The sequence below is a fragment of the Hyalangium versicolor genome, assembly GCF_020103695.1.
GTDB classification, from domain to species: Bacteria; Myxococcota; Myxococcia; order Myxococcales; family Myxococcaceae; genus Hyalangium; species Hyalangium versicolor.
Genome location: NZ_JAHXBF010000024.1, coordinates 170,525 through 196,507, shown reverse-complemented (window position 1 = coordinate 196,507; position 25,983 = coordinate 170,525). Strand labels below are relative to the sequence as shown.

The 25,983-nt window shown below is 68.4% G+C and carries 26 protein-coding genes; 9 read left to right on the top strand and 17 right to left on the bottom strand.

Annotation, left to right across the window (positions count from 1 at the left end):
- Positions 1-97 precede the first annotated feature (97 nt).
- Positions 98-1,894, top strand: coding sequence for a S8 family serine peptidase (locus tag KY501_RS40095; RefSeq protein WP_224369185.1), 1,797 nt, complete (start codon positions 98-100; stop codon positions 1,892-1,894).
- Positions 1,895-1,960: 66 nt separating this feature from the next.
- On the opposite strand, the gene KY501_RS40090 is transcribed toward KY501_RS40095, so the two are convergent.
- The 3 genes from KY501_RS40090 to KY501_RS40080 all read right to left on the bottom strand — a co-directional run bounded on the left by KY501_RS40090 (position 1,961) and on the right by KY501_RS40080 (position 3,900).
- Positions 1,961-2,620, bottom strand: coding sequence for a DsbA family protein (locus tag KY501_RS40090; RefSeq protein ID WP_224369184.1), 660 nt, complete (start codon positions 2,618-2,620; stop codon positions 1,961-1,963).
- Positions 2,621-2,749: 129 nt separating this feature from the next.
- Complete coding sequence (locus KY501_RS40085; RefSeq protein ID WP_224369183.1) at positions 2,750-3,283, bottom strand: anti-sigma factor family protein; 534 nt, start codon at positions 3,281-3,283, stop codon at positions 2,750-2,752.
- Positions 3,280-3,900 carry an RNA polymerase sigma factor gene (locus KY501_RS40080; protein WP_224369182.1) on the bottom strand — a complete coding sequence of 207 codons (621 nt, stop codon included), beginning with the start codon at positions 3,898-3,900 and terminating at the stop codon, positions 3,280-3,282. Before KY501_RS40080 ends, KY501_RS40085 begins: the two co-directional genes overlap by 4 nt.
- Before the next feature lie 220 nt (positions 3,901-4,120).
- Between KY501_RS40080 and KY501_RS40075 the strand changes: the two genes are divergently transcribed.
- Both KY501_RS40075 and KY501_RS40070 read left to right on the top strand, forming a co-directional pair.
- A complete protein-coding gene (locus tag KY501_RS40075) occupies positions 4,121-4,879 on the top strand; it encodes a hypothetical protein (RefSeq protein WP_224369181.1) in 759 nt (252 codons plus the stop codon).
- Between the two features lie 118 nt (positions 4,880-4,997).
- Positions 4,998-5,726: a hypothetical protein gene (locus KY501_RS40070; RefSeq protein WP_224369180.1), complete on the top strand. Its 729-nt coding sequence runs from the start codon at positions 4,998-5,000 to the stop codon at positions 5,724-5,726.
- A 30-nt stretch (positions 5,727-5,756) separates the two neighbouring features.
- Here KY501_RS40070 and KY501_RS40065 read toward each other — a convergent pair whose 3' ends face one another.
- Both KY501_RS40065 and KY501_RS40060 read right to left on the bottom strand, forming a co-directional pair.
- Positions 5,757-5,999 (bottom strand): hypothetical protein, encoded by a 243-nt coding sequence (locus KY501_RS40065; RefSeq protein WP_224369179.1) that lies wholly within the window; start codon positions 5,997-5,999, stop codon positions 5,757-5,759.
- 103 nt (positions 6,000-6,102) lie between these two features.
- Positions 6,103-7,086, bottom strand: coding sequence for an AraC family transcriptional regulator (locus KY501_RS40060; RefSeq protein ID WP_224369178.1), 984 nt, complete (start codon positions 7,084-7,086; stop codon positions 6,103-6,105).
- 78 nt (positions 7,087-7,164) lie between these two features.
- Between KY501_RS40060 and KY501_RS40055 the strand changes: the two genes are divergently transcribed.
- The gene (locus KY501_RS40055; RefSeq protein WP_224369177.1) at positions 7,165-8,205 is read left to right on the top strand and encodes a medium chain dehydrogenase/reductase family protein; all 1,041 of its coding nucleotides are present in this window, start codon (positions 7,165-7,167) and stop codon (positions 8,203-8,205) included.
- A gap of 16 nt (positions 8,206-8,221) precedes the next feature.
- On the opposite strand, the gene KY501_RS40050 is transcribed toward KY501_RS40055, so the two are convergent.
- From KY501_RS40050 to KY501_RS40020, 7 genes are all read right to left on the bottom strand, one after another.
- Positions 8,222-8,839 carry a CDP-alcohol phosphatidyltransferase family protein gene (locus tag KY501_RS40050; protein ID WP_224369176.1) on the bottom strand — a complete coding sequence of 206 codons (618 nt, stop codon included), beginning with the start codon at positions 8,837-8,839 and terminating at the stop codon, positions 8,222-8,224.
- Between the two features lie 122 nt (positions 8,840-8,961).
- Positions 8,962-9,396, bottom strand: a complete 435-nt coding sequence (locus KY501_RS40045) for a hypothetical protein (RefSeq protein WP_224369175.1) — start codon at positions 9,394-9,396, stop codon at positions 8,962-8,964.
- 57 nt (positions 9,397-9,453) lie between these two features.
- A complete protein-coding gene (locus KY501_RS40040; RefSeq protein ID WP_224369174.1) occupies positions 9,454-10,050 on the bottom strand; it encodes a DUF2171 domain-containing protein in 597 nt (198 codons plus the stop codon).
- 130 nt (positions 10,051-10,180) lie between these two features.
- A complete protein-coding gene (locus KY501_RS40035) occupies positions 10,181-12,295 on the bottom strand; it encodes a HEAT repeat domain-containing protein (RefSeq protein ID WP_224369173.1) in 2,115 nt (704 codons plus the stop codon).
- A 113-nt stretch (positions 12,296-12,408) separates the two neighbouring features.
- Positions 12,409-13,014, bottom strand: coding sequence for a DUF4276 family protein (locus KY501_RS40030; RefSeq protein ID WP_224369172.1), 606 nt, complete (start codon positions 13,012-13,014; stop codon positions 12,409-12,411).
- Complete coding sequence (locus tag KY501_RS40025; RefSeq protein WP_224369171.1) at positions 13,011-14,174, bottom strand: AAA family ATPase; 1,164 nt, start codon at positions 14,172-14,174, stop codon at positions 13,011-13,013. The genes KY501_RS40030 and KY501_RS40025 overlap by 4 nt, the downstream gene beginning before the upstream one ends.
- 110 nt (positions 14,175-14,284) lie before the next feature.
- Positions 14,285-14,926 carry a hypothetical protein gene (locus KY501_RS40020; RefSeq protein ID WP_224369170.1) on the bottom strand — a complete coding sequence of 214 codons (642 nt, stop codon included), beginning with the start codon at positions 14,924-14,926 and terminating at the stop codon, positions 14,285-14,287.
- A 204-nt stretch (positions 14,927-15,130) separates the two neighbouring features.
- Here KY501_RS40020 and cheB point away from each other — a divergent pair, with 204 nt between their 5' ends.
- Positions 15,131-16,168, top strand: a complete 1,038-nt coding sequence (gene cheB / locus KY501_RS40015) for a chemotaxis-specific protein-glutamate methyltransferase CheB (RefSeq protein ID WP_224369169.1) — start codon at positions 15,131-15,133, stop codon at positions 16,166-16,168.
- 66 nt (positions 16,169-16,234) lie between these two features.
- Here the strand turns inward: cheB and KY501_RS40010 are convergent, their stop codons facing one another.
- The gene (locus KY501_RS40010) at positions 16,235-16,432 is read right to left on the bottom strand and encodes a hypothetical protein (RefSeq protein ID WP_224369168.1); all 198 of its coding nucleotides are present in this window, start codon (positions 16,430-16,432) and stop codon (positions 16,235-16,237) included.
- A 197-nt stretch (positions 16,433-16,629) separates the two neighbouring features.
- Between KY501_RS40010 and KY501_RS40005 the strand changes: the two genes are divergently transcribed.
- A complete protein-coding gene (locus KY501_RS40005) occupies positions 16,630-16,938 on the top strand; it encodes a DUF2171 domain-containing protein (protein ID WP_224369167.1) in 309 nt (102 codons plus the stop codon).
- On the opposite strand, the gene KY501_RS40000 is transcribed toward KY501_RS40005, so the two are convergent.
- Together KY501_RS40000 and KY501_RS39995 are read right to left on the bottom strand one after the other, a co-directional pair.
- Entirely contained in the window at positions 16,939-19,344 is a 2,406-nt protein-coding gene (locus KY501_RS40000; protein ID WP_224369166.1) for a hybrid sensor histidine kinase/response regulator, read from the bottom strand. It lies immediately after the preceding gene.
- A gap of 181 nt (positions 19,345-19,525) precedes the next feature.
- Positions 19,526-20,275, bottom strand: coding sequence for a hypothetical protein (locus KY501_RS39995; protein WP_224369165.1), 750 nt, complete (start codon positions 20,273-20,275; stop codon positions 19,526-19,528).
- 154 nt (positions 20,276-20,429) lie between these two features.
- Here KY501_RS39995 and KY501_RS39990 point away from each other — a divergent pair, with 154 nt between their 5' ends.
- Positions 20,430-21,320 (top strand): lipase/acyltransferase domain-containing protein, encoded by an 891-nt coding sequence (locus KY501_RS39990; protein ID WP_224369164.1) that lies wholly within the window; start codon positions 20,430-20,432, stop codon positions 21,318-21,320.
- 3 nt (positions 21,321-21,323) lie between these two features.
- On the opposite strand, the gene KY501_RS39985 is transcribed toward KY501_RS39990, so the two are convergent.
- Complete coding sequence (locus tag KY501_RS39985; RefSeq protein ID WP_224369163.1) at positions 21,324-22,166, bottom strand: hypothetical protein; 843 nt, start codon at positions 22,164-22,166, stop codon at positions 21,324-21,326.
- 100 nt (positions 22,167-22,266) lie between these two features.
- The gene (locus KY501_RS39980; protein WP_224369162.1) at positions 22,267-23,280 is read right to left on the bottom strand and encodes a zinc-dependent alcohol dehydrogenase family protein; all 1,014 of its coding nucleotides are present in this window, start codon (positions 23,278-23,280) and stop codon (positions 22,267-22,269) included.
- Between the two features lie 145 nt (positions 23,281-23,425).
- Here KY501_RS39980 and KY501_RS39975 point away from each other — a divergent pair, with 145 nt between their 5' ends.
- On the top strand, positions 23,426-24,955 hold the full coding sequence (locus tag KY501_RS39975; protein WP_224369161.1) for an acyl--CoA ligase: 1,530 nt from the start codon (positions 23,426-23,428) through the stop codon (positions 24,953-24,955).
- Positions 24,952-25,935 carry a 2-dehydropantoate 2-reductase gene (locus KY501_RS39970; RefSeq protein ID WP_224369160.1) on the top strand — a complete coding sequence of 328 codons (984 nt, stop codon included), beginning with the start codon at positions 24,952-24,954 and terminating at the stop codon, positions 25,933-25,935. Before KY501_RS39975 ends, KY501_RS39970 begins: the two co-directional genes overlap by 4 nt.
- The last annotated feature ends 48 nt before the right edge of the window (positions 25,936-25,983 follow it).

Sequence of the window (25,983 nt, the reverse complement as noted above, 5' to 3'; positions counted from 1 at the left end):
AGATCGCTCTCGGGAACGCGGTTGCCCGTCCGCCCGTTCAGTTCGGCTGGCACAGAGCCGGTGGTACCACCCCTCCGTGGGGCGAAAGAGAGCGAGTATGAAGCGTTGGGTCTGCCTGGGACTGGTCGGTTTTCTCGCAGCGTGCTCGAAGGATCCAGAACCTCCCGTCGAGGATCAGGACTGCACCTCCGGGGGTAGCAGCGGCTCCGCGCTGCCCGGAGTGGGGCTCTACTCGCAGATCCAGTCGCAGGCTTCGGACCCGACCGAGGCTTCGGACGGCCGTGAGGCGGTGCTCATCCGCTACCGCCGCACCGTATCCACCGCCTCGGCGGCCCAGTCCGCCGCGGATGCCGTGACGCGGGTGGGCGGCCTCGTGAAGGCGCGCTGGGCTCACCTGGGCTCCGTGGCCGCGCGCGTGACGCCCGAGCAGCGGGCTGAGCTGGCTCGGGACCCCGATGTGCTCCGGATCGAGAATGATCGGCCGGTGCATGCCTTCGACCGCCAGCCAGTGGTCACGGCCGGCACCGTGGGTGAGTACACCGATGGCCTCAAGCAGGTGCAGGCCCCCGCGGTGTGGGATGCCAACAACGATGGAGTCCTCGACACCGGCGCGCCCATTGGTACGGGCATCCGCGTGTGTGTCATCGACAGCGGCTGGGATGACCGCCAGCCGGAGCTGAAGGCGGCCTACGCGGGCGGCTACGACTTCGTCGAGGACGATGAGAATCCGTTGGACAAGAATGAGGCGACGGGCGAGTGGGGCGGCGGTCACGGCACCCACACGGCGGCCACCATCGTCGCGCAGCTGTCCTCGGCCGGCAGCGTGAACCCGGGGGACGAGCCCAACGGCGTGGTCGGCGTGGCGCCCGGCGTGGAGCTGCTCGTGGCCCGCGTGCTCAACACCAAGGGCAACGGCAACACCGCGGACATCATCTCCGCGCTCAAGTGGTGCCAGACGGAAAGGGCGAAGATCGTCTCGCTCTCGCTGGGCGCCGAGCAACCCAGTGAGGAAGAGGAGGCCGCCTTCCAGGTGGCCATCCAGGCGGGAATCCTCCCCATCGCCGCCAGCGGCAACAGCGCCACGGGAGACGCGGCGTCGGATGCGGCGCTCGGCATCGCGTACCCCGCGGGCTATGACGGGGTGCTCGCCGTGGGCGCGGTGAACTTCGAGGGCGTACATGCCAACTTCTCGCAGATCGGCCCGCAGCTGTCCCTGGTGGCCCCGGGCGTGGACGTGTTGTCCGCGATGATCGTCGGCGCCGAGTCCTACTCCCAGGTGAGCGTGGACGGCAGGTCCTTCGAGTCCCGCTCGCTCGCGTTCGCCCCGCTGGGCGAGTACTCCGGCACGCTGCTCTCCTGCGGCCTGGGAGACTCTCGCAGCGCGTGCGGCACGGAGGCCACCTGCAACGGCTTCGTCGCGTATGTGGACCGCGGCGGCATGGATGCCCAGGGCAACGGACTGACCTTCGCCAAGAAGGTGGATTTCATGCGCCGGGCGGGCGCTCGCGCCGTCATCATCGGCAACAACGATCCAGTGGATGGCATTGGCAACTTCACGCTGGGCAGCGCCGGCACGTGGGTGCCCACCGCCTCCGTGGCCAACTCGGACGTCGCCGCCGTCAAGGGCCTCAGGGGCAAGGAGGCCCGGTTGAAGCTCATTGGCGTGGACTACGCACGCCTGTCCGGTACCTCCATGGCCACGCCCCACGTGAGCGGCGTGGCCGCGGTCGTGTGGAGCGCGCGTCCCTCGCTCACCGCGAGTCAGGTGCGCATGCTGCTCGAGGACTCCGCCAAGGATCTGGGAACGCCAGGCCGGGACAGCAACTACGGCTACGGCCTGGTGCAGGCCCAGGACGCGCTGACGCTGCTCCGTTTGCGCTACCCCGGTCCCTGAGTCCGTGGCTCGGTGGGGTGAAGGGGTTGTCTCGCCCTCACCCCATCCTGTTCCCAGAGGGGGCCCTCAGCGCTTGAGCTCCGCGTCGATGGTCTCCTCGAAGACGCTCATCTGCCGCGCGCCGACGATGGCCTTGCCGTTGACGAAGAAGGTCGGCGTGCCGGCCAGCCGGCGCCGCTGGCCCTCCGCCACCTCCGTGTCCAGGTAGTTGCTCCAGGTGCTCGAGTCCAGCGCGCGCCGGAACCGCGCCACGTCCAGGTTCAGCTTGCCGGCCAGCGCCTCCAGCGAGGCCCGATCCAAGGCGTTCTGGTTGGCGAAGAGCGCGTCGTGGAACTCCCAGAACTTGCCCTGCTCATGCGCGGCCATGGCCGCGATGGCCGCCAGCCTCGCGTTCTTGTGCGCGGGCAGCGGGTTCTGCCGGAAGACGATGCGCACCTGATCCCCGTACTTCTCGCGCAGGGCCTTTACCGTCTCGGCCCCGCGAGCGCAGAAGGGGCACTCGAAGTCCGACCACACCTCCACCGTCACCTTCGCGTCCGCGCTCCCCAGCGAAGGAGCATCCGTACGCGGCGTGGCGGGGATGACCTGCTTCTCCATGGCCTCCGCGCGAGGACGATCATCGCAGTCATCGGGAGACTTCGAGGAGGACGGCGTACCGGCGACAGCGAGCGCAGACAGACCCAGGAACGCGGCGGCAGCCGCGCCCGCGGACAGGAACGACTTCATGGTGAACCTCTTGAGTGGGATGAGAGACGCCGCTCCAGGGACGGAGCCGGCGGCGCGACAAACTTTCGTTCTCGCCGCGCCCCCAGGAGTGTCACAAGGCGCGCGTGAGTTTCAGCGCGACTTTTTCCGTCAGTACGAGTCCACCGCGGGCGAGGCGATGAGGCACGCGCCGAAGCGATCCTCGAGCGCCGCCACGGCCTCGCCGCTCGGATCCACGCACGCCAGCAGCAGCCCCGAGGCGAGCACTTCCTGGTTCCACGGCTCCTCGAGCGAGCGCACGGGACGCACCTGCACCACACCGAAGAGCATGAAGGCCACGGACGCCACGGCGCCCATCGCCATCATCCCCCGGTGAGACCACTGGGCGCGGTGCTGCGTGGGACGCGCGGCACGGCGCGGCTCAGCCATGCGCGCCGCCATGGGGCGAACGGGCTCGGCCTCCGTGGCCAGCCGGGCCTCCAGCGCCTCGAAGCTCAGCGCCGGACGCGCGGGCATGCGCCGGGCGCGCTGGGCCATCCACCCGCGCTCCAGCTTCAGCCACGCCAGCGCATGGGCACACGCGGCACAGCTCTCGACGTGGGCGCGCACGCGCTCGGCGTCCGTGGGGGACAGCTCTTCGGCCAGCAGCATGTCCAACTCTTGCTCGCGGCAGGCCAGGCTCATGGGTGTCCTCCTCCGATGTGGGCGGCCAGCCGCTCGCGCAGTTGCAGGCGCGCGCGGTGGATCTCGTTCTTCACCTTGGGCAGGGACCAGCCCATCACCTGGGCGATCTCCTCGTAGGGCAGGCCGTGATCGATGCGCAGCAGCAGCGCCGAGCGCCGCTCCTCGCGCAGGTGCCCCAGCGCCGCCGCCAGCAACGCCTCCGTCTCGCGGTCCAGCAGCAGGTCCTCCGGCGTGGGCGTGGGCAGCACCGCCTCCACCAGGCCCTCGCTCTCGTCGCCATCCACGTCCACGTGGATGCCTCGCACGCGGCGCGACTCCAGGAACACCAGCCGGGCGATGCCCAACAGCCACGAGGCCAGCCGATCCTCGTCCCTCAGCGTCGCGAGCCGCCCGTGGGCGCGGACGAACGTCTCCTGCGTGGCCTCGTCCGCGGAGGCCTCGTCTCGGAAGGAGTCCTTCAGGAAGCGCCAGACGGCCGGAGAGTGCCGCTCGAAGAGGACGCGGAACGCACCCGGATCTCCGGTGCGGGCGCGGCGCAGCAGGGTGCGCTCCCCTTCTCGGGCCTCGGGGGCCTCGTCCTGGGCGGCGAACATTCGCAAGGCAAGCAAGGGAGCCACGGACCCTCTGTGACACGAGCCGGCCGGTGGTTTCACGGCTCCCTCCTTTTCCTTCCGTCCCACCCGGCTCCGCCAGCGTGCCCCAACTGTGCCGAGAGGCCAACCCACTTGCTCCTACCTTCGGAGGGCAAGGGAGCGGGGGAGGGGCCGGCACCGCGCCCGGGCGTGACGCACCGACCCGATCCCACCTTCCCGGTGGAGGGGGAGCGAGGAGCGACACATGCGAAGAGGAGTCTGGGTGGTGCTCGGCCTCATGGGGTTGGCTCCCGTTGGGGTGCTGGCCGAGGGGGCACAGAAGCAGTCCGCCGAGCAGACGCGGGAGGGCTCGCAGCAGCAAGCACAGGCGCAGGCGCAGGCGCAGGGGAGCTCACAGGCAGACCTGCAGCGGGAGATCGCCGCACTGCGGCAGGACGTCCAGAAGCTCCATCAGGACGTGGCCGCGCTGAGGGGTCAGTCCGGAGAGCCTCAGACAGGTGGCATCGCGGTCTACGGGCCAGTGGGGAGCGCCACGGGCGGCTCGGGGACGGCAACGACGGTGACGCAGGGCCAGGCCGGCATGGATGCGACGGATGACACCGATACCTCGGGGATCATCGTCGAGGTCCCCAAGGGCGGGGTGCGTTTCCCGGGCCTCGAGGGTGTCCGGAGCCTCGAAGGCAACCGAGAGGCAGCAGCGGGCACGGGCGGGAGTGGGAGGAACACGAGCGCTTCGCCTTGGAGCAACGTGCCCAACGAGGAGGTCTTCGTGGGGACGGTGCGGACCGTGACGAAGGATCGGCTGCTCATGGAGGGACCGAACCAGCGTGTCTACGAGTTCGGCCTGAGTGAGCGGACGCGAGTCCTGGGCCCCACGGGAGCGACCGTATCGCTCCAAGCTCTGCAGGAGGGCACTCCCGTGCGGACGGTGACGCGACCGGGCGCGATGGAGAATCAGGTGATCACCCTCCAGGCCTTGCAGGCTCCGGCGACAAAGCGCTGAGGGCCGGCAGATGGAAGGGGGGCGGGCAAGCGGTGGACGCGACCCGCGCCCCTTGCCGGGTGCCATTGCCCGGCAGCCTTCAACCGCCAACCTTGTGAGGGGACGGGAGGCGCGGCTCATGCGGAATGCGATGCTGACGGTAGTGGGGATCGTGGGGCTGGTGCTCCTGTGCGGATCCGCGGAGCTGCTGGCACAGAACACCCCGACCGGTAACACGAGTGGTGCTGGAACCTCGACCGGGACAGCAGGCGGCACGGGGACGGTCGCCACCGGTGCTGATCAGACGACCCGAGGGGCGGGCGGTGACCTGGTGGGGCTGCCGCAGTCCGTGATGGAGCTCCAGCAGCAGGTGGCCCAGGTGCGCCAGGACGTGGCGCAGCTCCGCTCGGAGGTGGAGCGCCTGAACGCGAACATGGCCGTGGGAGGCTCCGGGCAGGCCGGAGTCGATGCGAACAGCCCGCAGGGGAATCCTCTCCAGGACACCGAGGGATCCGCCACGGGCGGCTCGGGGACCCAGAGCACTGCGGGAGGGACACCGCCGGGCACACCGCTTCGTGCGGGCACCGCCGCGGAGACAGGAGCATCCAGTGCTCCCTCCTCGGGCGAGGCCGTGGTGACCGCCATCTACACGGGCACGGTCCGCTCGGTGTCGAGCGGGCGCCTCATCCTTCGAGACGAGGACGGCAAGGATTTCACCGTGCAACTGGGAGACAAGACGCGCGTGCTCCGCAACGGCCAGCGCATCTCCGCTCAGGAGCTCAAGCAGGGCACCCGCGTGCGCGCCACGGTGGACATGCTCTCCGGGCACAACCAGGCCACGGAGGTCCGGACCCTGCCGGTGCAGTGAAGCCTGGAGCCCAGCGCTCCGCGGCCAGACTCAGGCGTTGCCGCGAGTCAGGCCCCCGAAGGGCCGGGGGGGCACCGAGGTTTGATCGCGATCGAGCTTCTCCACGGCGTCTCCCAGGGTGAGCCACAGCGAGCGCAGCGCCTGCTCGTCCATGCGGACGCTCACGGGCCCGATGTGGATCGAAATGGATGCGCAGTGCGCGCAGCACTGCACGTGGGCGACATCTCCGCGAGAGAGGGTGTGCTGATGGCAGATGGGGTTCGTGCTCGACATGGTGGCCTCCATCTCCAAAGAATACTTGATAACGATTCTCATTTTCAATATCGGTGTTTGCAAGGACCGGCGCTGGGGGGGGCGCCGGTCCCGTGTTGGCTCCTCAGGCGAGGCTGGGAAGCGACGGCCTGCGCTCCGCTGCCTGGGCGCGGCCCTCGCGCCGGTACGCTCCTGGGGGAGTGCCCAGCGCCCGTTTGAAGGCGCGGTTGAAGGCGGCCTCGGAGTCGTAGCCCACGCGCTGGGCCACCTCGATGACGCTCAGGCTCGGCTCGCTGCGCAGCCAGGCCGCGGCCCGGTGCATGCGCCAGCGCGTGAGGTACGTCAGCGGCCCCTCGCCCACGAGCTGCACGAAGAGCTCGGAGAAGGCCGAGCGAGACATGCCCACCTGCCGCGCCAGTGACTCCACCGTCCAGTCCTTGCCCGGCTGCGAGTGCATCAGCGCCAGCGCCGAGGCAATCGCCGGCTCGCGGAGCCCCGCCAGCCAGCCCGGCGTCACCGGTGCGTTGCCGGACAGCCACACGCGGATCGCCTGAACGAACAGGATGTCGATCAGCCGGGTGATGACCGAGTAGGAGCCCGGCCGGGCCTCGCTCGTCTCGGAGGCGAGGAACTTGAGCGTGAGCTGAAGCCACTCGGCGGGGGCGTCTCCGTCTCCGCGCAGGTGCATCACTCGGGGCAGGTGGGCTCGCAGCGTCTGGAAGCCGTCCTCCTCCAGGTAGATCTCCCCGCACACCAGCCGCGTCTTCTCGCCGCCGCCACCCCAGCGCATCATCGGGCCGCACACGCCGGGATGGTCCTGGAAGTCCACCACGCGCGCCTTGCCTCGAGGCGTGTCCGAGACCGTGTGCTCATCTCCCTGGGGCAGCAGCACCAGGTCTCCGCCGCGCAGGGCGATGGGCTCGGGCTGACCGGCCACGCGCAGCCAGCAACTGCCGCGGTCCACCACATGGAAGGCGGCGCACTCGCGCGCCAGGAACGTGATGCCCCACGGCGCCGACAGCTCCGAGCTGCAGTAGAGGGCGCCGTGCAACCTCACCGTGGAGAGCACCTCCGTCAGGCTGTCCACGAGATGTGGACGGTCGAGCAAGTTTCTCGGTTTATCGGTCATTGAGCGTCCAGGATGAGAGGGCTAAGCATACGCCGCGAATCCACGAGGAGTCACGGCATGCACGAAGGCACGGCGGCACGGCAGGATCCCTCCCTCGCGCGCAACACGAGCATCGTGGTGCGGCAGCTTCGCGGCCCGCTCGAGGTGGCGCACGAGCCGCTGCCCGAACCGGGTCCGCGCCAGGTGCGCATCCGGGTGGAGGCGGCCGGAGTGAGCCAGGCGGACATCACCATCCGCAATGGCATGTACCCCACGAGCGCGCCGCTGCCCTTCACGCTGGGCTACGACGCTGTGGGCCGCATCGACAAGCTGGGCTCGGAGGTGAAGCACCTGCGCGAGGGCCAGCGCGTCGCCGCCATCGTCGTGCGCGGCGCGTACACGCAGTACCTCTGCTGGGACGCGGAGGACGTGACGCCCGTGCCCGAGGGCGTGGAGCCCAGCAAGGCCGTGTGCCTGCTGCTCAACTACCTGACGGCGTACCAGATGCTCCACCGCGTCGCGCAAGTGAAGGGCGGAGAGAAGGTGCTCGTCACCAGCGCCGCGGGAGGAGTGGGCACCGCGCTGCTCCAACTGGGGCGCCTCCAGGGATTGGAGATGTATGGCACCGCGTCCACCGGGAAGCTGGAGCTGGTGCGCAGCCTGGGCGCCACGCCCATCGACTACACCCGAGAGGACTTCGCCCGCCGGATGCGAGAGCTCGTCCCTGGAGGTGTGGACGTGGCGCTCGATGCCATTGGTGGGACCAACTTCAACCGCGCGTACTCGACGCTGAAGCGCGGGGGGCACTTCGTGGCCTACGGGTTCACCTCGGCGATGAACAGCCCCTTCTGGGGCCGCGTCGACACGTTCGCGCGCTACGGGTGGTTGATGATGAAGCCGGACGGGCGCAAGGCGACCTTCTACGGGATCATGTTCTGGAAGAGGGACCACCCAGACTGGTTCCGCGAGGACCTCACGGCGCTGCTGGAGTTGCACCGCCAGGGCAAGCTCGAGCCGGTGGTCGCTGGCACGCTCCCGCTCACCGAGGCCTCTCGTGCCCTGGAGATGCTGGACACCGGCAAGGTACAGGGAAAGCTCGTGCTGGACTGCACCCGGTAGTTCAGTTCCACGGGGCTCACGTCTGGACGCGGCGGGCCCGGAGCACGGCGCGCGAGTAGTCCACCACGGCGGCGGTACCGAGCACCGCCGCGATGGCCACCAGCGGCCGCACGAACATGGGCGCCAGCAGCGCCGCCAGCAGCGTCACCGTCTGCACCGCCGTGGTGGCCTTGCCAAGCATCCGCGCCTTGAACTCGACCAACTGGAACGTCGGCATGAGGCGCGAGACGAGGAAGCCCACCGCCGTGGTGACATCCCTCAGCATCAGCAGGCAGACCTGCACCGGCGTGAGCAGCCCGTCGAGCAGCAGCGCGAGGATGGCCGTCACGGCGAAGCCCCGGTCCGCCACGGGATCGATGAGCGCGCCCAAGCGCGTGGTGAGGTGCGCGTGGCGAGCGATCCAGCCATCGAGCACGTCCGTCAGCCCCGAGAGGGCGATCAGACCCGCGCGCAGTATCGGATCCGGCGTGAGCAGGAAGATCGCCGCCAGCACCAACCGCGACAGCGAGAGCGAGTGGAGGAGCACCAACTGGACCCGCCGCGACAGCCAGGGCGAGCGGATCCGCGACTCCGAGGGCTTGAGAGCGGGCCCTGGGGCCAGATCAGAGGGGCTGAGGAGGGGGGCTCGGCGCATGGTGGCTCTCGGGCTCTGCCTTCAAGATAAGGAGGAGATCCCTCCTGGCAGGGTGTGACCGGCCTCCTCTCTTGCAGGGCAGAGGAGGAGGCAGCAGCCCGGTGGCTCCGCCGAGCTCGCGCTCAGGGCGCGGGAGCCTGCGCCTGCTCGTAGTTCTCCAACGTCTGGCGCACCTTGGGGGCCAGTGGGTGGTCCGGAGCCAGGTTGAGGAAGGTGCGGTACTCCTTCGCGGCCTCTTCCCAGTCCGTCATGCCGGCCAGCGCGGCGCCTCGGAGCATGTGGCACTCCGCGAAGGAAGGATCTGCGTCGATGCAACGCTTGGTCAGCGCCTGGGCCTCGGGATACTGCTTGCCCTTGATCAGGGCCGCCGCGTCGTCGCGCAGGGTCAGGCTCTCCTTGGAGGACTTCTTCGGCGCCGAAGCCTTCTTCTTGGTGGTGGTGGGCTTCTTCTTCGGGGTTGCGGCGACGGAAGGCGTGCCGAGCAGGAGCAGCCCGGTCATGAGCGCGCCCAGCAGCGGCCGGCGACGGGAGGAGGAGCGAGAGGGTGGGGGGGCCATTTCTCCATCCTACCGTGCCTTGCTGGGAGGTGTTCGGCTCCCAGCGAGCGGAACACGCTAGTAGCGTGTGGGGGGCTTGGCGTCCGGACCGCTCGTGCGCGGCTGCTCCTCCTGCTCTTCGTCCACGCTCAGCGGATCCCAACCCGGGCCCGCGGCGCGGCGCTCCGCCAAGGGCGGCTCGTGGGGCAGCGGGACGTAGGGAGTTTCCATCTCCGACTCGCGTGGGCGCTTCCGCTCCGCGGATGACTCCATCTCGGTGGCGCGGGGGACCGAGTCGCCCGTGGGCCTCAGGTCATACCGCTCGTGGTCCTGGAACTTGGCGCTGTCCATGCGCGCCTGGGTGAGATCGCTGGGCCCCAGCCCCAGGCCCTGGGGAGTTGGCGCGGCGACACCGGCGATCCCCACCGTTCCATGAGCCGTGCCCTCACGCGGCTTCGAGTTGATCTGCCGCAACGTGGCGTGGCCCTTGCTGAGGACGATCTCATCGCCGCGAACCGAGTGGATGTCCTCGAGGGGGACGCTGAAGTCCCTCAGGAAGAGCTGGCCCTTCTCGATGATGATGGAGTCCGCCGTCACGTCGACGACGCGCCCCATCTGCACCCCGTCACTGCTCATGACGGCCATGCCTTTTCGGATGTTCGTGCGCTGGACCATGGCTCGCTCCTCCACTCGATCAAAGGCCAGGGACCGGGCAGGCCCTGGCACGTTTCACGCGAAAGATGGGGATGCGAATCGCCGGAGCAGAGGGGAGCCCCGTCCTGCGAGCGGCTCCATGGCCGCCTGCTCAGTGGCCCTGCAGGGCAGTCAGCCGCTGCCGAGCCCCCTGGTTCTGCGGCGAGAAGCGGACGGCGTCCTCCAGCCTGTCCTTCGCCTTGGCCACGTCGCCCTGGGAGACGTAGATGTCCGCCAGCATGACCAGCAGCTCCGAGTAGTAGGGCTGCACGTCCAGCGCCTGCTCGAACTGCCGGGTGGCCGTGGTCAGGTCCTTCCGGCGCAGGGCCAGGTGGCCGAGCATGGCGTGGGGCGCCATCAGCCCGGAGGTCTCCGGTTGCTGCGCCAGGATTTCGAGCGCGGTCGGGCCTCGCGGATCCCCGAGCTGCGTCAGGGTGACGGCGGCGCTCTGGCGCACCCAGATGGAGGGATCCTTCAACAGCGAGGCGACGTCCTCGGAGGCGTCGCGGGCCTTGGCCTGCGCGAGCGCGTCGATGATCTCCGCGCGCAGCAGCGGCTCCTGGGCGCTCCGGAGCGCGGCGCGCAGTGCGGGCGAGGCCTCGCGTGAGAAGCGGCGAGCCAGGAAGAGGGCGGCGGCGCCTCGGAGCTCGGCGGCTTCCTGCGTGTCCGCGAGCACTGCTTCCAGGAAGGGGCGGCTCTGCTGGGCCGTCTTTTCCGTGAAGGCGTCCGCCAGCCGCAGCCGGCGCTCCTGGTGCTTCTTCGCCTCGGGCCACCAGCGCTCGAGCGCTTGAGCCATCACCTCGGGCTTCTGCTTCTCGTGGGTGTGGCATGCGTTGCACGCGTTGGGGATGTCGTGCTTCACCGTGTTCTGGGGCACGGGGACGCCAATGGCGTGGTCCGCGAAGTGGTCCAGCACGCCGGAGACGACGGGCGGCATGTGGCAGGCGATGCAGTCCTGGGCGGCGGGCGAGGTGTGGTGGGAGTGCTGCTTGCCCTGGGCGAACACGTTGGCGTGGCAGCCCTGACAGGTCGCCATGTCCGCGGAGACTCGGGCTGGCGTGTCCTTGTGGAGTTGGATCTCGTTGGGGGCGTGCTTGTCGTGGGGCGCGCTGTGGCACGTGAGACAGGTGGCGCCGCCTTTCATGTAGCAGAGGGATTGGGTGAGGGCCTGGTTCTCGAAGCTGCTGGTGCTGGGGCGCCCGTCCGAGAAGTAGTCGCCGGAGAGGTCTCCGCCCACCAGCAGCACCATGGGCTGGTACGAGTCCTCATAGCGCTGGCCCGGGCGGTAGCGATGCGCCGCGTCCAGCATGGGGAAGAGCGTGCGGCGGGGGCCGTGGCACTGGGCGCAAACGGCCATGCCAAGTTCAGCCGAGAGGTGCTTGGGCTGGACGATGTCCTTGGGGTCCTGGGTCTCGGCGTGACGAGCGCCGGGGCCGTGGCAGCTCTCGCAGGCGACGCCGGCATCCGCGAACGTCGTCTTCCAGCGGTGGGCGGCTCGGTCGTAGCGCACGTCCAGGCCGGTGGTGTGGCAGTCGAGGCACGCGTGCTGGGCGCTGCGAGCGAAGTTGCTCCAGAAGAAGGGGTGATCCGGAGTCAGCTTGCCCTGGCGCTTCTCCGAGTAGTCCACCCAGGAACTCTTGCCGGTGACATGGAAGTAGATGGGGAGCACCTGCCAGCGACCGTCGTCCGTCACTGTCACCGGGTCCTGCATGCGCTTGCCGCCGACGACCCACTGGACGGGGTACTCGGAGACGTTTCCATCCGAGCCGAGGGTGCGCATGAAGAAATGATCATCGTGGCGGGACATCCAGGCCTCGCTGGAGTCGCCCTTGAAGTGGGAGTCCTTGAAGTTGCCCACGACGAACTTCTGGGAGGCCGTGGAGAGAGCGCGCGAGTGCCAGTCCTTGGACCAGGCGGCGTGTTCGTCCTCGTGGCACTCGCCGCACTTCTCCGAGCCGGCGAAGGCGGTGGGGGAGGGCAGGGCCGGGGTGCTGGCCGTGGCGGTCTGGGTGGGGGCGTCCGGTTTCGGGACCGAGGGGGGCTGAGACGCGGGCGCGGAGCCTTGCGTGGGAGTGTCCTGCTTCGCCGAGGGGGGGCTGGGAGCTGTGGGGCTCGGAGCCTTTGGGGGAGCCGACGGAGACTCTGACTGACGCGAGCAGGCGGTGCTCGAGGCCACCGCGAGCGCGAGGAGAGCTGTGAGGAAGAGGGGGAGGCGAAGTCGGAGCATGAGGCTGTGCCTGGATGCTCCCCCGGACGGGAGTCCGAGCACAAGCGGCGTCCGGGGCAGGAGGGCACCAGCCGTCAAGCCCTTTCAACCGTAGGAGTCAGGGACCGAGCGGCTCAGGAAGAGAACCGGAGGAGTGTGACGGCCAGTCGCTCAGCATGGGGCGAGGCGCGGCGGACCTTATTCGGGTCGATCCGAGCCAGGATCGCGAAGCTGTGCCCGCCCTTGGAGTATGCGCCCTTCGTCTTTGTCTGGCGTGTTGCCGCTTCCAACGCACGGAATACGGTCAGCTTGGCGATGTCCTCGATATTCGGGTTCCTGGGAAGCGCCGATGGCTGGAAGCCCTGGCCAAAATAGTCCGCGAGCGTCTCGGGGTCGGCCAGGAACCAACTCTCCATGCACTGGACCATCAGGTGGGCGTTGTCGTCTGTGGCTCCGGTCGGGGGCTCCCAACCATCTCGCTGCTTCAGGTGCTCCCAGACGGTCTGCCCAGGAGCCACCGGTGCTTCCGCGTCCACCAAGAGGACGATGTGCTCACCTGGGTGCTGGCGGAGAGCCGTGCGGAAGTCATCGAGCGCTTCGTCCCGGCTACCGCACGCGATGATGCGGGGCTGCTTCCCAGGTGGAATGAACTTCGCGAAGTACTGGGAGAAGCCTCGGCGGCACTCGGACTTCAGTGCGCTGGTGTTCCCGCCACCTTCGACATAGATCCGCACGCTCACCAGCGATTCCCCCCGATTTCGCCTCGCCGCCACAGTTGCCCGAGTGAGTACTTCTGGAGCCACTCGGCCAGGTCGCCCTTGTCGAGCCGGTGCATCTGGGTAGAGCCTTCGTGCTTCTCGCAGACGATGACCGACTCGGGTGTGTCCGAGAGTGCGTCAACCAGGACATCCGAGTGGGTGGTGACGATGAGCTGCATCCGTTCGGAAGCTTCCCGCAGAAGCTGGGCCAGCGGCGGGAGGAGGTCAGGATGGAGTCCCATCTCTGGCTCCTCGATGCAGACGAGGGAGGCCGCCTGGGGGTTCAGGAGGATCGCGAGCAGTGACAGCCAGCGCAGGGTGCCATCCGAGAGCCGGGTGGCGGGGATGATCCACTTGTGTTCGTGCAAGAAGACCTGGACCGTGCCGCCGACGACGCTGACATCGACATCGCGGATGCCTTCGTAGAGCACGCCCAGGTGCTTCAGGAGCGACGCCTTCGCTTCCGGATGCTTGCGGATCAGGTTCAGGATCAGGCCCAGGTTGCGCGCATCCGGCAGCAGACGGTCGTTGGGGAGGTCCGCAGGCTGGGGGAGTCGAGGAGGCGCGAATCGCCCGAAGAGCCAGTCCTGATAGATGGCAATCTCGCTGTAGAAACTCTCAACTACTGCCAGCTCTGGGTAGACAGCGGGATCCCGGCGCTGGGAAAGAACGGACTCGATCGTCTTGAACTCTTTCGAGTCGAGTGCCCGCATGCTGCCTTGCAGGCGGATGTGCGGGCGGCCACCGATATAAGCGAAAAAGGCTTCCTCTATACGCTGGAGGGGACGCTTGATGCTCTCATCGTAGACCTCGAGCCGTTGGCCGAGTTCACCTAGCTCCAAGGTGTGGGTCATCTCCGCATAGACGCCAGAATCGGCGGCGGAAGGCCCAATCGCTGCTTCAAGCTTGGCCGCCTGGGAGTCCTTGCTTCCCTTCCAGAGCCACTCCGCCACCCCGCCACCGTCCCGAATGGCATCGCTCAAGCTCCGAGGGGCAGCCTCGAGCAGACCGATCGCTTCGATGAGGTTGGACTTACCGGAACCGTTCGGGCCGATCAGGACATTGAGTGGGCCGAACGTGATGGGCTCCGCATCTGGGCCGAAGGACAGCAGGTTCTGGAGGCGAAGGCTCTTGAGGTACATGCGGCAGCCACTCCGAGGGCGTCACCTGCTCGTCCCGATAAGGTACGTGTCGGGGACCCTGTTCCAATCAGCTTGAGGCCCTGGTGTCGAGCCCTTCCTGTGCGTTTTTGTCAGGCGCCTTGCGAGAGGAATTTGAAGTGCTCGGGTTGGCGCTGGCAGCGGAACAGGTAGCCTCGGCCGTTGTCTCCGAAGTCCAGCCCGAACGGCATCGCCGACACCTGCGCCACGAAGCGCGCTGGCTCACCGCAGCACTGGAGCATCGCGTCACCGTTCAGCCACACCGGTACACCTCCCACCTTGCTCTCGGGTGCCTCCTCCTGTGCTCGATCCAGCGCCTGGAGCTGTTCGCTCGTGGCTTCGTTCACGTCCACCGAGAGCGCCGCTGTGTCCTCCTCGGTGGGTGCGAAGCCCAGGCTCCAGGCGTTGTAGGGAATGCACTTCGGCCGCTCGCCCTCTACCTTCGGCTCGCCCGGCGCTACCGGCATCGCCGCGTTTGCGCCCTCGTCCGGCATGGAGCGGTAGCAGACCGTGTCCGGGTTCTCGCATTGGAACACGTACACTGCCGCGTACGGCGACAGGTCCACCTTCTCCGGCACATGCGGGAGCTGGAAGAGGAAGCGCATCGGCGTGCCGCACATGCGACACATCGGCCAGCGCAAGGAGCCTGCGGGCTCGGGTTCGCCACCCACCTTCGCGAGTGGCACTCCCTTGCCTCCAGGCACCAGCGCCCAGAGCGGAGCGTAGGTAGCCATCCGCTCGCAGCCTAATCTTCTTCACGCTTCACGCGTGTCACGAACACCAGCGTGAGCTTGCCAGCAGGCTCCTCGACCTCGTGATGGCGGGCCTGCGGCCCTGACCTACTACATCCTCCCAGGACACCGACTTGCGCCGCCGTTCCCGCGCGGTAGGCTCAAGCCTGGGTCATGAGACGGGCCGGTAGAGCAGGAGGGTAACGGGTGTCCGCGCTCCGCGTCCTCATCGTGGAAGACTCGGTGATGGTCCGCCGGCGCTTGGCGGATGCCTTCGCCGAGGATCCCGCCTTCACCGTGGTCGGCGAGGCAGGCGATGGCGAGCGAGCCCTCGAGCTGTGTCAGCGCCTGCGTCCCGATGTGGTGACGATGGACCTGATGCTCCCGGGCATGAACGGCGTCGAGACGACCCGTCGCATCATGGCGAACTGTCCCACCCCCATCGTCGTCTTCTCCGGCATGGAGAACCGCACCATGGGCCTCTATCTGCTGGATGCCCTGACGGCCGGCGCGGTCGACGCGGTGGAGAAGCCCACGCGCTTCATCTCGTCCGAGTGGGCCGAGGAGTTGCTCACGCGGGTGAAGCAGGCTGCTCGCTCGCCCTCCGCGCAGGTACCCGAGCACCTCCGCCCCGAGCCCACCTGGCCCCGCTTCCCACCGCGCCTGGTGGTCATCGGCGCCTCCACGGGAGGCCCCGCGGCCATGCGCGGAATCGTCCAGCAGCTCCCGCCGGACTTCCCCCTGCCCATCCTCCTGGTGATGCACCTGTCGGAGAAGTTCGAGACGTCCATGGTGGACTGGCTGAGCAAGAGCGCCACCATCCCCGTGCGTCACGCGGTGGATGGCGAGCTGCTACCCCCCACGGGCCGCCCGGTGCTGATCATGGCCCGCGCCAACCGCCATCTCGCCATGCGAGACGGGCGCCTGTGGCTGACGAACGCGCCGGAGCGGCACTCCAGCCGTCCCTCGGTGGACGTGCTCTTCGAGTCCGTGGCGCGCGAGGTGGGTTCGCGGACCATCGGCTGTCTGCTCACGGGCATGGGCCGTGACGGCGCCGAGGGCATGATGGCGCTGCGCCGCGCGGGGGCGATGACCCTGGCGCAGGACGAGTCCAGCTGCGTGGTGTTCGGCATGCCCCTCGAGGCCATCCGGCTGGGCGCGGTCCGCCACGTGCTCCCGCTGAAGGACATCCCCTCGTGGATCGACGGCTTCGCACGCCGCCGTCCGGAGGCAGGGCAGGCCTGACGTGCTCCCTTGCTCGCCTCGGAGGCGGAGCAGGAGGCGGGCTCCCGCTCCCAGACTCGGGACCACTCACGCGTAGACGGAGTCCGACTCGACTGGGATGTCGAGGCGGCGGTTGAGCTGCTCCAACCGGTCGTAGCGCTCCTTGAGCATGTCCCGATAGGCGCGCTGATCCGCATGGGCGATCTCGTCCAGCAATTGGCGCAGGGCGGCCTCCAGGGCCTGCTTCAGATCACGGGCTTCGGGAGCGGACAGTTCCAAGAGCATGGTGCTCCTCCTCGGTCCAACGTTAGCCATCCCACGAGGCGGTCATGAGCGCCGCTCGTCCGGGACGCCGTGAAGCATCCGGCAAGGCCCTGGGAGCGCGGCCTGGAGCCCGAGCGCACGGGCAGGCGGTGCCTGTCCTCCCGTGGGTGTAATGCGGAGGTTCGAAGGGAACCGCGCCCGAGAGGAGGAGGCCGCGCATGGTACAGCCAGCAGAGGTTCGTGAGGGAATGACGGTGCGAACGGCGGACGGCCGGACCGTGGGCCGGGTGGCCGCTGTGGGAGACGTGCACTTCGAGCTCGAGCCCGGGCTCGTGCCGATTCCGCGGCGCGATTTCCTGGTCGACTACAGCGATGTGGCCGACGTGCGCGACGACGCCGTGTATCTCATGGGCGAGGCCCGGCTGGAGCTGGAGGAGGACGATGACGGCGGCGCGCTGCCTCCCCGGTCCCACGCGGGCGTGGATCGCGAGCCCGTGAACGCCGACGAGCACCTCCCCGGCGTCTGATCAGGCGAAGAGGCGCTGAACGAAGCTGCGCAGGCGCTCCGGCTCGAAGGGCTTCTCGAGGAACTCGCCCGAGTACGAGCCCAGCAGCTCGCGGGGCGGGATGGCGAACGCCCCGCTGGACATGAAGCCCGTGCGCCGTGCGAGCCCGGGCTCGCGCTGCTCGAGCTCGCGCAGCAGATCCACCCCGCTCATGCGCGGCAGCACCACATCGCAGAGGATGGCGTCATAGCGCTCGCCACGGGAGAGCAGGTGCAGGGCCATGCCCACGTCCTGCACCGAGTGCACCTCGTGCGCCTCCTGAAGCAATCGGCGGACCGAAGTGCCCACCGCGGGCTCGGCGTCGATGAGCAGCAGCCGCCGGCGAGGCCCCTTGTTCTCCAGGGGTGCCTCCTGGGGGCGGGGCGCGGCGCTCTTCTCCTTCACCTGGGCCGCCGGGAGCAGCAGCCGGAACACGCTGCCGCGGCCCTGCTCGCTGTCCACTTCGATGGTGCCGCCCATGGACTGGATGATGGACTGGCAGATGGACAGCCCCAGGCCGGAGCCCTCTCCCACGGGCTTGGTGGTGAAGAACGGATCGAAGAGGTGCTGCCGCACCTCCGGCGTCATCCCCGGCCCGTTGTCCTCCACCTCGATGACCACATTGCCCGTTCCATCCACGCGCGTGGCGATCCGGACACGGTTGCGCGAAGGATCATTCTGCGGAAAGGCCTGCAGCGCGTTGACGAGCAGGTTCACCACCACCTGTCCCAGCCGTCCCTCGTTGCCGAGGATGGCGGGTACCGACTCCAGCTCGCGATCCAGCTGGGCGCGGTACTGCAGCTCCTTGCGCACCAGCCGGAGCGCCCCCTCGATGGCACGCTGCACATCCACCGGGCCGGTGTGCTTCTCGTCCGCGCGCGCGAAGCTCTTCACCCCCTGGGCGATGCTCCGCACGCGCTGGATGCCCTCCTGCGTCTCGGCCAGCACCTCGCGCAGCTCGGGCAGCGCGTCCGCGGGGATCTCCGGCTGCGCCAGCGACTTCTCCAGGAAGGAGAGGTTGGAGCACACATAGGCCAGTGGGTTGTTGATCTCATGGACCACGCCCGCCGCCAGCGTGCCGATGGAGGACAGCCGGTCGGCCAGCTGCAACTGCGTCTCCAGGCGCTTGCGGTCGGTGATGTCGCGGAAGACGGCGATGAGGAAGGCTCCGCCCCCGGGCTCGTGGAAGACCGCCTTCTTGATGATGATCGTCCGGGACTGGCTGTCCTTCGGTGTCTCCACCACCCGCTGGACTTCCTCGGCCTCGCCGGTGGTGAAGATGCGTTCGTCCTGCTCCCAGAAGATCTCCGCCTCGCGCGCGGGGAGCACCTCCCGGCCCGAGCTGCCCAGCAGCTCCTGCTCGCTGCGCCCCAGGAAGTCGCAGTAGGCGCGGTTGACCATCACCCAGCGGTGCGCCCGGTCCATCACGAAGAGCGGATCCGGCACCGCGTTGAGCGTGTTGCGCAGGAAGTCCCGCGTGCGCTCCAGCTCCTCCTGCGCGCGGATGCGCTCCAGCTCCGCGCCCGCGCGCGCCGCGAAGGACGCCATCAGCGCGTGCTCCAGCGGGCCTGCCTCCAGCGGTTGGTGGTGCAGGATGGCCAGCACGCCAATCGCGTTGCCGCTGCCATCCCTCAGCGCCGCGCCCAGGTACCCACGCATGCTCAGCATCGTGAGCATCTCGTCCTCGGGGTAGCGCTCGGCCACGCCGTCCGGGATGTGGCACACGGACTTGCGGATGGCCTCGTCACACGGCGTGCCGCGCAGCGAATAGACGACGCCCCGCTGCAGGCTCCCGTTGAGCCAGAAGGCCAGCGTGCGAATCGAGTCCCGCTCCGGCAGCAGCTCGCCCACCAGCACGCACGAGGCGCCGTAAACCGAGGACAGGTGCTCCACCAGCTTGCTGAAGAACAGGTAGCCCAGGTCCGCGCTCGTGCTGTCCAGCAAGGCCTGCAGCGCGGCCCGCAGCGAGAGCCGCTCGGTGGAGGGCTCTTCGGGCGGCAGCGGCGGCACCGCATGCCCCAGCGCGACCAGGCGCCGCGACACCGTCGTCATCCGCGCCAGCCAGTCTCCTCCCGGTGGCGCTACGCACTCGTCGGCCCCGGCCTGGATCAGCCCCCGCTGCTCGGAGACGGGCCGCTCGGTCATCACCACCAGGTGCGTGCGCAGCAGGTTCCTGCGCGCGTGCAGATCGCGGCACAGTTGCTCCACCTCGCTCACCGTGCGCCCGGGATCGCCCAGCACCACGAGCCCCTCGGGCAGTTGCCGGGGCAGCTCCTCGAGGTTGCGCGCGTACAGCCGTTCACACCCGTCGAGCAGACCCTGGGACTCGAGCCCGCGCTCGAGCTGGTCCCTGACACTCGGGGGGATGCCCAACAGGGTGATGTGCATGCAATGCCTCACTGATGCGGGAGCGGCAGTCTACCGGACGCGGGGGGATGGAGAACCGGAGTGCGCCGGGACTCACCGACACTCGCTGATCTCCCCCGGCTTGTCGATTGTTGCCCCCACAACACACGGGCGGAGTCCGCCTGTGGATGCCGCGAACGGTGTGAAGCAGCCGACGCTGCGATCAGGCGAGGGTGTCGCCCACTTTGCGCAGCTGGTCGGCGTTCTCCTTCATGCTCACCGCCACCTGGGCGATGATCGTGAAGAAGCGGCCGCTGCGCTCGACGATGTCGTTCGCCTGCTCATTGCGCTCCTTGAGCGCGGCGGCGCCGTCGAAGAGCGTCTCGAGCATCACCTTGAGGATGGAGACGAAGTCGAAGCTGCGCAGCACCTCGGAGGGCGTCACCTCGCGAGCGCCCACCAGGGTATCGCCGCTCACGCGCAGCGAGTCCTTGAGGAACCAGGTGGCCACCGTCTCCACGGTGACGAGCCTTCCATCGGTGAGCACGAAGAGTTCGCGGCGCAGCTCACCGCCACTCTCGGCGGGAGAGCTGCCGCGCGGCTCGAGCCTGCGGGAGTTGCCGGCCAGGCGCACGGCGGGCTCATGGAGCCACGTGGCGGCGCGCTCGCGCACGGTGACGCCGAACTGCTGCTCGAGCGCCTCGGGAGGCTTGGCGTCCCCGGTAGTCCGCGAGCGGATGGGCTGGGCAATGGCCTTGGCCTCGGGCAGCAGCAGATCCACCAGCTCCTGGATGATGCCGGCCTTGGCCTCGTGCTCCTCCTGGCCGTAGTCGAGCACGGACAGGAAGAAGTCCCGGGCCAGCTCCGGAGTGAACTGCTCGAACTCGTCGGGCGACGGCATGCCGGGGATGGAGGTGGCAGTCCTCTCCTGGGGCGGAGCGGTCTCCTCGGAAGGCTTCGATTCTTCGCTCATGGGCGGCACGTTACCAGCGTTGGGGCTCCTGTCAGGGAGGGTAGGGGGCCCGCCCATTCCCGAAAGGGGCCCCCGGTTTTTCTTCCGCAACTCGATCAGGGGTTCATACGACAATGTAGGCATCTAACCGACTTCAACCCCAAGGTGGTCCTTCATGGCGCGCGTGACTTCGCAACCCAACACGTCCTCTTCCACGGCCCGTACGGGTAAGGCGGACGCGGTGAGCGTGTCGAAGGACTCGCGGTTCTCGAACGACTTCCAGAAGTGGCTGAACACGCACGGCTACGGGCAGTACGCGTTCGCCAAGGGGAACGTGCCGGCGTTCGGGGGCAAGAGCGCGGCGGGGGAGAAGGTGACGCAGGAGCCGGTCATCTTCATCCACGGCAACTCGGACAGCGCGGCGGGGTGGAAGGGTTCGATCGAGACGTTCTCGAAGAATGGGTACAAGCCCTCGGAGATGTACGCGATGACGTGGGGGCCGCAGGACCCGTTGCAGTCGGGTCAGCAGTACCACTCGGAGAAGTACCTGGAGGAGGTGCGGGCGTTCATCCAGGCGGTGAAGGAGTACACGGGCGCGGAGAAGGTGGACGTGGTGGGTCACTCGATGGGGGTGACGCTGGCGCGCAAGGCCATCCAGGGTGGGGACGGGTTCGACTCGCAGACGCGGCAGAAGTTCGATCTGGGCAAGCCGCTGACGGACAGCGTGGACACGTTCGTGGGGATTGCTGGTGCGAACAACGGGTTGGCGTCGGCGCTGTTCACGGGGGACTTGGTGCCCACGACGAACACGCAGGACGGGCTGCACCCGGGCTCGAAGTTCCTGGCGGACGTGAACGCGACGAAGCACGACGAGGGCGCGCACGTCTACAGCATGTGGTCCAACGTGGATGAGTTGGTGGGTGTGGGGCTGGCGGGCTTCACCTCGCCGATTCCCGGGCAGGACGGGCAGAAGGTGTTCAGCACCTTCCCGTACGGGCACATGGGATTGAAGAACCTCACGGGCGAGGAGCAACTGGCGATGGTGCGCGACCACGTGGTGCGCTGAGCGTCACTGCTTCCAGAACTGCCACCACTTCTTCGGGGGCGCGGGCGGCGGCTGCTTCGCATCGCACGTTCTGCACAGCCAGCTCATCTGACCTCCGATGTTGCGGCCCGTGCCACCGGTCTCGGCAATGGAAACCCCGCAGGCATTGCACTGCTTGGGACCCGAGAGCTTCGCCTGCACGGTCTCGGTCGGGGCCTGCGAGCCGCCCGCACGCAGGTGCTCGATGTAGTCGAGCTCATTGAGCGCGATGGGGTTCTCCGGGTCGAGCTCCAGCGACTCTCGGAAGGCCTGCTCCGCCGGATTGAGGCGGCCCAGTTCGATGAGCTGGAAGCCCTTGCCTCGCAGGGCAGCGGCTCGGATGCGGACGCGCAGCTCGGGTCCCTTCTGCGCCACTTGCTCATATAAGGCCAGCGCCAGCTCGTGCTGCCGCATCCCCGAGAGCGCCTTGGCCTTCTCCAACTGGAACAGCGGCTGATCAGGCTCGAGCGCCATGCCCGCATCCAGCCAGCGGATGGCGTCCGCGTTGTTCCCCAGTTTCACCTGGATGAAGCCCAGGTAGTAGTACGCTCGCGGGTAGGCGCTCTTCAGCCAGACGATCTGCGTCGGATGACCTGTCTGGGTGGAGAAGAGGGTGAACTCCTCCTCGTCCCAGAACTTGATGTGCAGCGTGCCGTCTCGCTCGAAGCGGTAGACATAGGGGGTGGGAGTTCGCGACACCACGTCCAGCAACTGCCGCGCTGCTCCCTGCACATCCCCTTCGAGCAGCCGCCGGATGGCTTGATCCACGAGCTCGGCGTCCGCGCTCTCTATGTCCGCCGCACCGCGTGTCGCGTCACCTTCACTCATGGCATCCCCCCTGGAGCGACGGCCAACACGTGGCCGCGAGACGGGCGCAGCATAGTGCGCCACATCCGGAACGCACGTCCCATCCTCGGAGGGAGCCACCTCAGACCGAGATGACCACCTTGCCGAAGTGCGCGCCCTCCTGCATGTAGCGCAGGGCCTCTCGTGCCTGATCGAAGGGGAAGACCCGATCGATGACCGGCTTCAGCCGGTGAGGAGTCATGGCCCGGTTCATGTCCTCGAACATGACGCGGCTGCCTACGTAGACGGGGTGGAGTTGCACCTGTTTGGAGTCGCCCTGGGCCGCGTCCGGCTTGCCAGGAGCACCGCTCAGCAGGCCGATGAGGTGGATGTGCCCGCCGGGCCGCGCCGCGCGGAGGGACTTCGGGAGCGTCTGCTCGCCGCCCACCTCGATGATGTGATCCACGCCCTGTCCACCCGTCAGCTCCAGGACCTTCTGCTCCCAGTCGGGGTGCTTCTTGTAGTTGAGCGTCTCGTTCGCGCCGAGCTGCCGTGCACGCTCCAGCTTCTCGTCATGGCTGGAGGTGATGATGATGCGCGCTCCCAGCATCCGCGCAAACTGCAGCGCGAAGATGGAGACACCCCCCGTGCCCTGCGCCAGCACCGTCTGTCCCGCCTGGAGCTTGCCCTCGAGAACCAGCGTGTTCCACACGGTGACGGCCGCGCACGGCAGCGTCGAGCCCTCCTCGAAGGAGAGGTAGTCCGGCAGGTGCACCAGCCCCTCCGCATCCAGCACCACGTGCTGCGCCAGCACGCCGTCGATGTTCCCGCCGAGTGCTCGGGCCGTGCGCTCCGGCGTCTGTGGGCCGTCCGTCCATGTCTGGAAGAAGGTGGGCGCCACGCGATCCCCCGGCTTCACCCGAGTCACGCCTTCACCCACGGCGACCACCTCGCCAGCGCCGTCCGATACGGGGATCAGGGGAAGGTCGGGCAGGCCTCGGCGGTAGCTCCCCCGAGCGATGACCCAGTCGCGATAGTTCAGCGAGACGGCTCGGATCCGGACCAGGGCCTGTCCGGGGCCCGGCTTCGGGTCCGGCCTGTCCACCTGTACCCAGCCCTCGATGCTGCCCGTCTTCTGGAGTTCGTACGCTTTCATGACGCGGATGACTAGCCAATGCGCATGGGCTCCGCCATGTTGATTTCGACGGGGAGAACGGCACTGGACGCTCTCGCATGGCGCGGAGGTTCGGGTGTCGTCTCGCCTGTCGAGGGAGTGTTGGCTGCAGTGAAGGAGCATCGACATGGATCGTGAGGACACGATCGCAGGGCTCATGGAGCAGGGCGCCGAGGACGATGTCGCCATCGGAGCCCCAGGCCGCGTGGAACTCAGCCATGGAGGCCTGAGACGCCTGGCCCGGAGCACGGTGGCGGCCCTGAACGGCATGGGCATCGGCCGAGGGGACCGTGTGGCCCTGGTGCTGCCGAACGGGCCGGAGATGGCCACGGCCTTCCTCTGTATCGCCTGTGGCGCCACTACGGCGCCGCTCAATCCCGCCTATCAGGCGCAGGAGTTCGAGTTCTATCTCACGGACCTGAACGCACGGGTGCTCGTCGTCCAGGAGGGAATGGAGAGCCCCGCCCGAGCCGTTGCCGCGGCCCGAGGCATCCCGGTCGTCGAGCTGGTTCCCGAGTCCCAGGGCCCCTCCGGCAGCTTCACGCTCCGGCCCGAGCGTCCTCTCTCTGGAACACCGGCGCGAGCGGGCCTCGCCGCACCCGAGGATGTGGCCCTCGTGCTCCACACCTCGGGAACGACATCGAGGCCCAAGCTGGTGCCGCTGAGTCACCTCAACCTCACGGCCTCCGCGGGCCACATCGGCCGCACGCTTCAACTGGGGCGCGGGGATGTCTGCCTCAACATCATGCCGCTCTTCCATATCCACGGACTCATCGCGGCGGTGCTGGCAAGCATCGCGGCGGGTGGCTCCGTGGTGTGCACCCCGGGCTTCAACGCCCTGAAGTTCTTCTCCTGGTTCGAAGAGATCCGTCCGACCTGGTACACGGCCGTGCCCACCATGCACCAGGCAATCCTCGGGCGCGCGGGCCGCAACGCCGACAGCCTCCGGGGCGGGAGGCTTCGCTTCATCCGTTCCTCCTCCGCGTCGCTCCCGCCGCAGGTCATGGAGGCACTCGAACAGACGTTCGGTGTGCCCGTCATCGAGAGCTACGGGATGACCGAGGCCTCGCATCAGATGGCCTCGAACCCGCTGCCACCCCGGCCGCGTTACGCGGGCTCGGTGGGCATTGCCGCCGGACCAGAGGTTGGCATCATGGACGAGCAGGGACACCTGCTGCCTCCCGGCGCAGTGGGTGAGGTCGTCATCCGCGGCCGCAACGTCACCGTCGGCTACGAGAACAACCCGGAGGCCAACGCCAAGGCCTTCACACACGGCTGGTTCCACACGGGAGATCAGGGGACGCTCGATGAGGCGGGGTTCCTGCGGCTCACAGGCCGGCTCAAGGAGATCATCAACCGGGGTGGCGAGAAGATCAGCCCGCTCGAGGTCGACACGGTGCTGATGGATCACCCCGCCGTGCAGCAGGTGGTTACCTTCGCCATGCCGCATTCCAAGCTGGGTGAGGATGTGGCCGCTGCCGTGGTGCTCCGGGAGGGCATGACGATAGGAGAGCGGGAACTCCGCGAGTTCGCCGCTACCCGGCTGGCGGACTTCAAGGTGCCCCGGCAGATCGTCTTCCTCACGGAGATCCCCAAGGGGCCCACGGGCAAACTGCAACGCATTGGCCTGGCCGAGCGCCTGGGACTCAAGGCATGAGGATCGCCATCTTCGGAGCCGGAGCCATCGGCGGCTTTCTTGGCGTGAAGCTGCTCCAGGCCGGGGCAGACGTCACCTTCATCGCGCGCGGAGCGCACCTGGAGGCCATGCGCACCCGAGGCGTCACGCTGAAGAGCGATGGCGAGACGCTCACCCTGCGGCCCCGCTGCACGAGCGAGCCCTCGGAGGCCGGCCCCCAGGACTACGTCGTCGTCACCCTGAAGGCACACTCGCTGCCAGCTGCGGCGCCCCAGATCGCCCAGCTGCTGGGGCCTGAGACCGCGCTCGTTACCGGTATCAACGGCATTCCCTACTGGTACTTCTACGGGCTCGATGGCCCGTATCGCGATCGCAGGGTGGAGAGCGTCGATCCCGGCGGCAGGCTCTGGGAGGTGCTCCCCCCATCCCGTGTCATTGGCGCGGTGGTGTACCCCTCGGCGGAGGTCGTCGAGCCGGGTGTCATCCTCCATGTCGAGGGAGATCGCTTCACCCTCGGAGAGCCCGATGGCAGCAAGAGCCCTCGAGTGCAGGCTCTGTCCCGCTTGATGATCCAGGCCGGACTGAAAGCTCCGGTGCGTCCTCGCATCCGCGATGAACTCTGGGTCAAGCTCTGGGGGAACCTCGCGTTCAACCCGCTGTCGGCGCTGACAGGAGCGCCGCTCGACCGGCTGGCGACCCAGGGTGATCTACGGACGGTGGCGCGCACCATGATGGCCGAGGCCCAGGCCGTGGCCGAGGCCGTGGGCGCCCGCCTCCTCATCGACATCGATCAGCGCATCTCGGGAGCGGCGGCGGTCGGCGCCCACAAGACATCCATGCTCCAGGACCTGGAGCGCGGCCGGCCGATGGAGATCGACGCGCTCCTCGGAGCCGTGGTCGAGCTGGGACAACTCGTGGGCCGGCCCATGCCCACCTGTGAACTCGTTCTCACGCTGGTGCGCGAGCGTGCGCGGCAGGCGGGCTGCTACCCGAGTTCCTGAGTCCCTTCAGGTCAGCCCCTGCAGGACGGGGCGCCAACCCAGGATGCC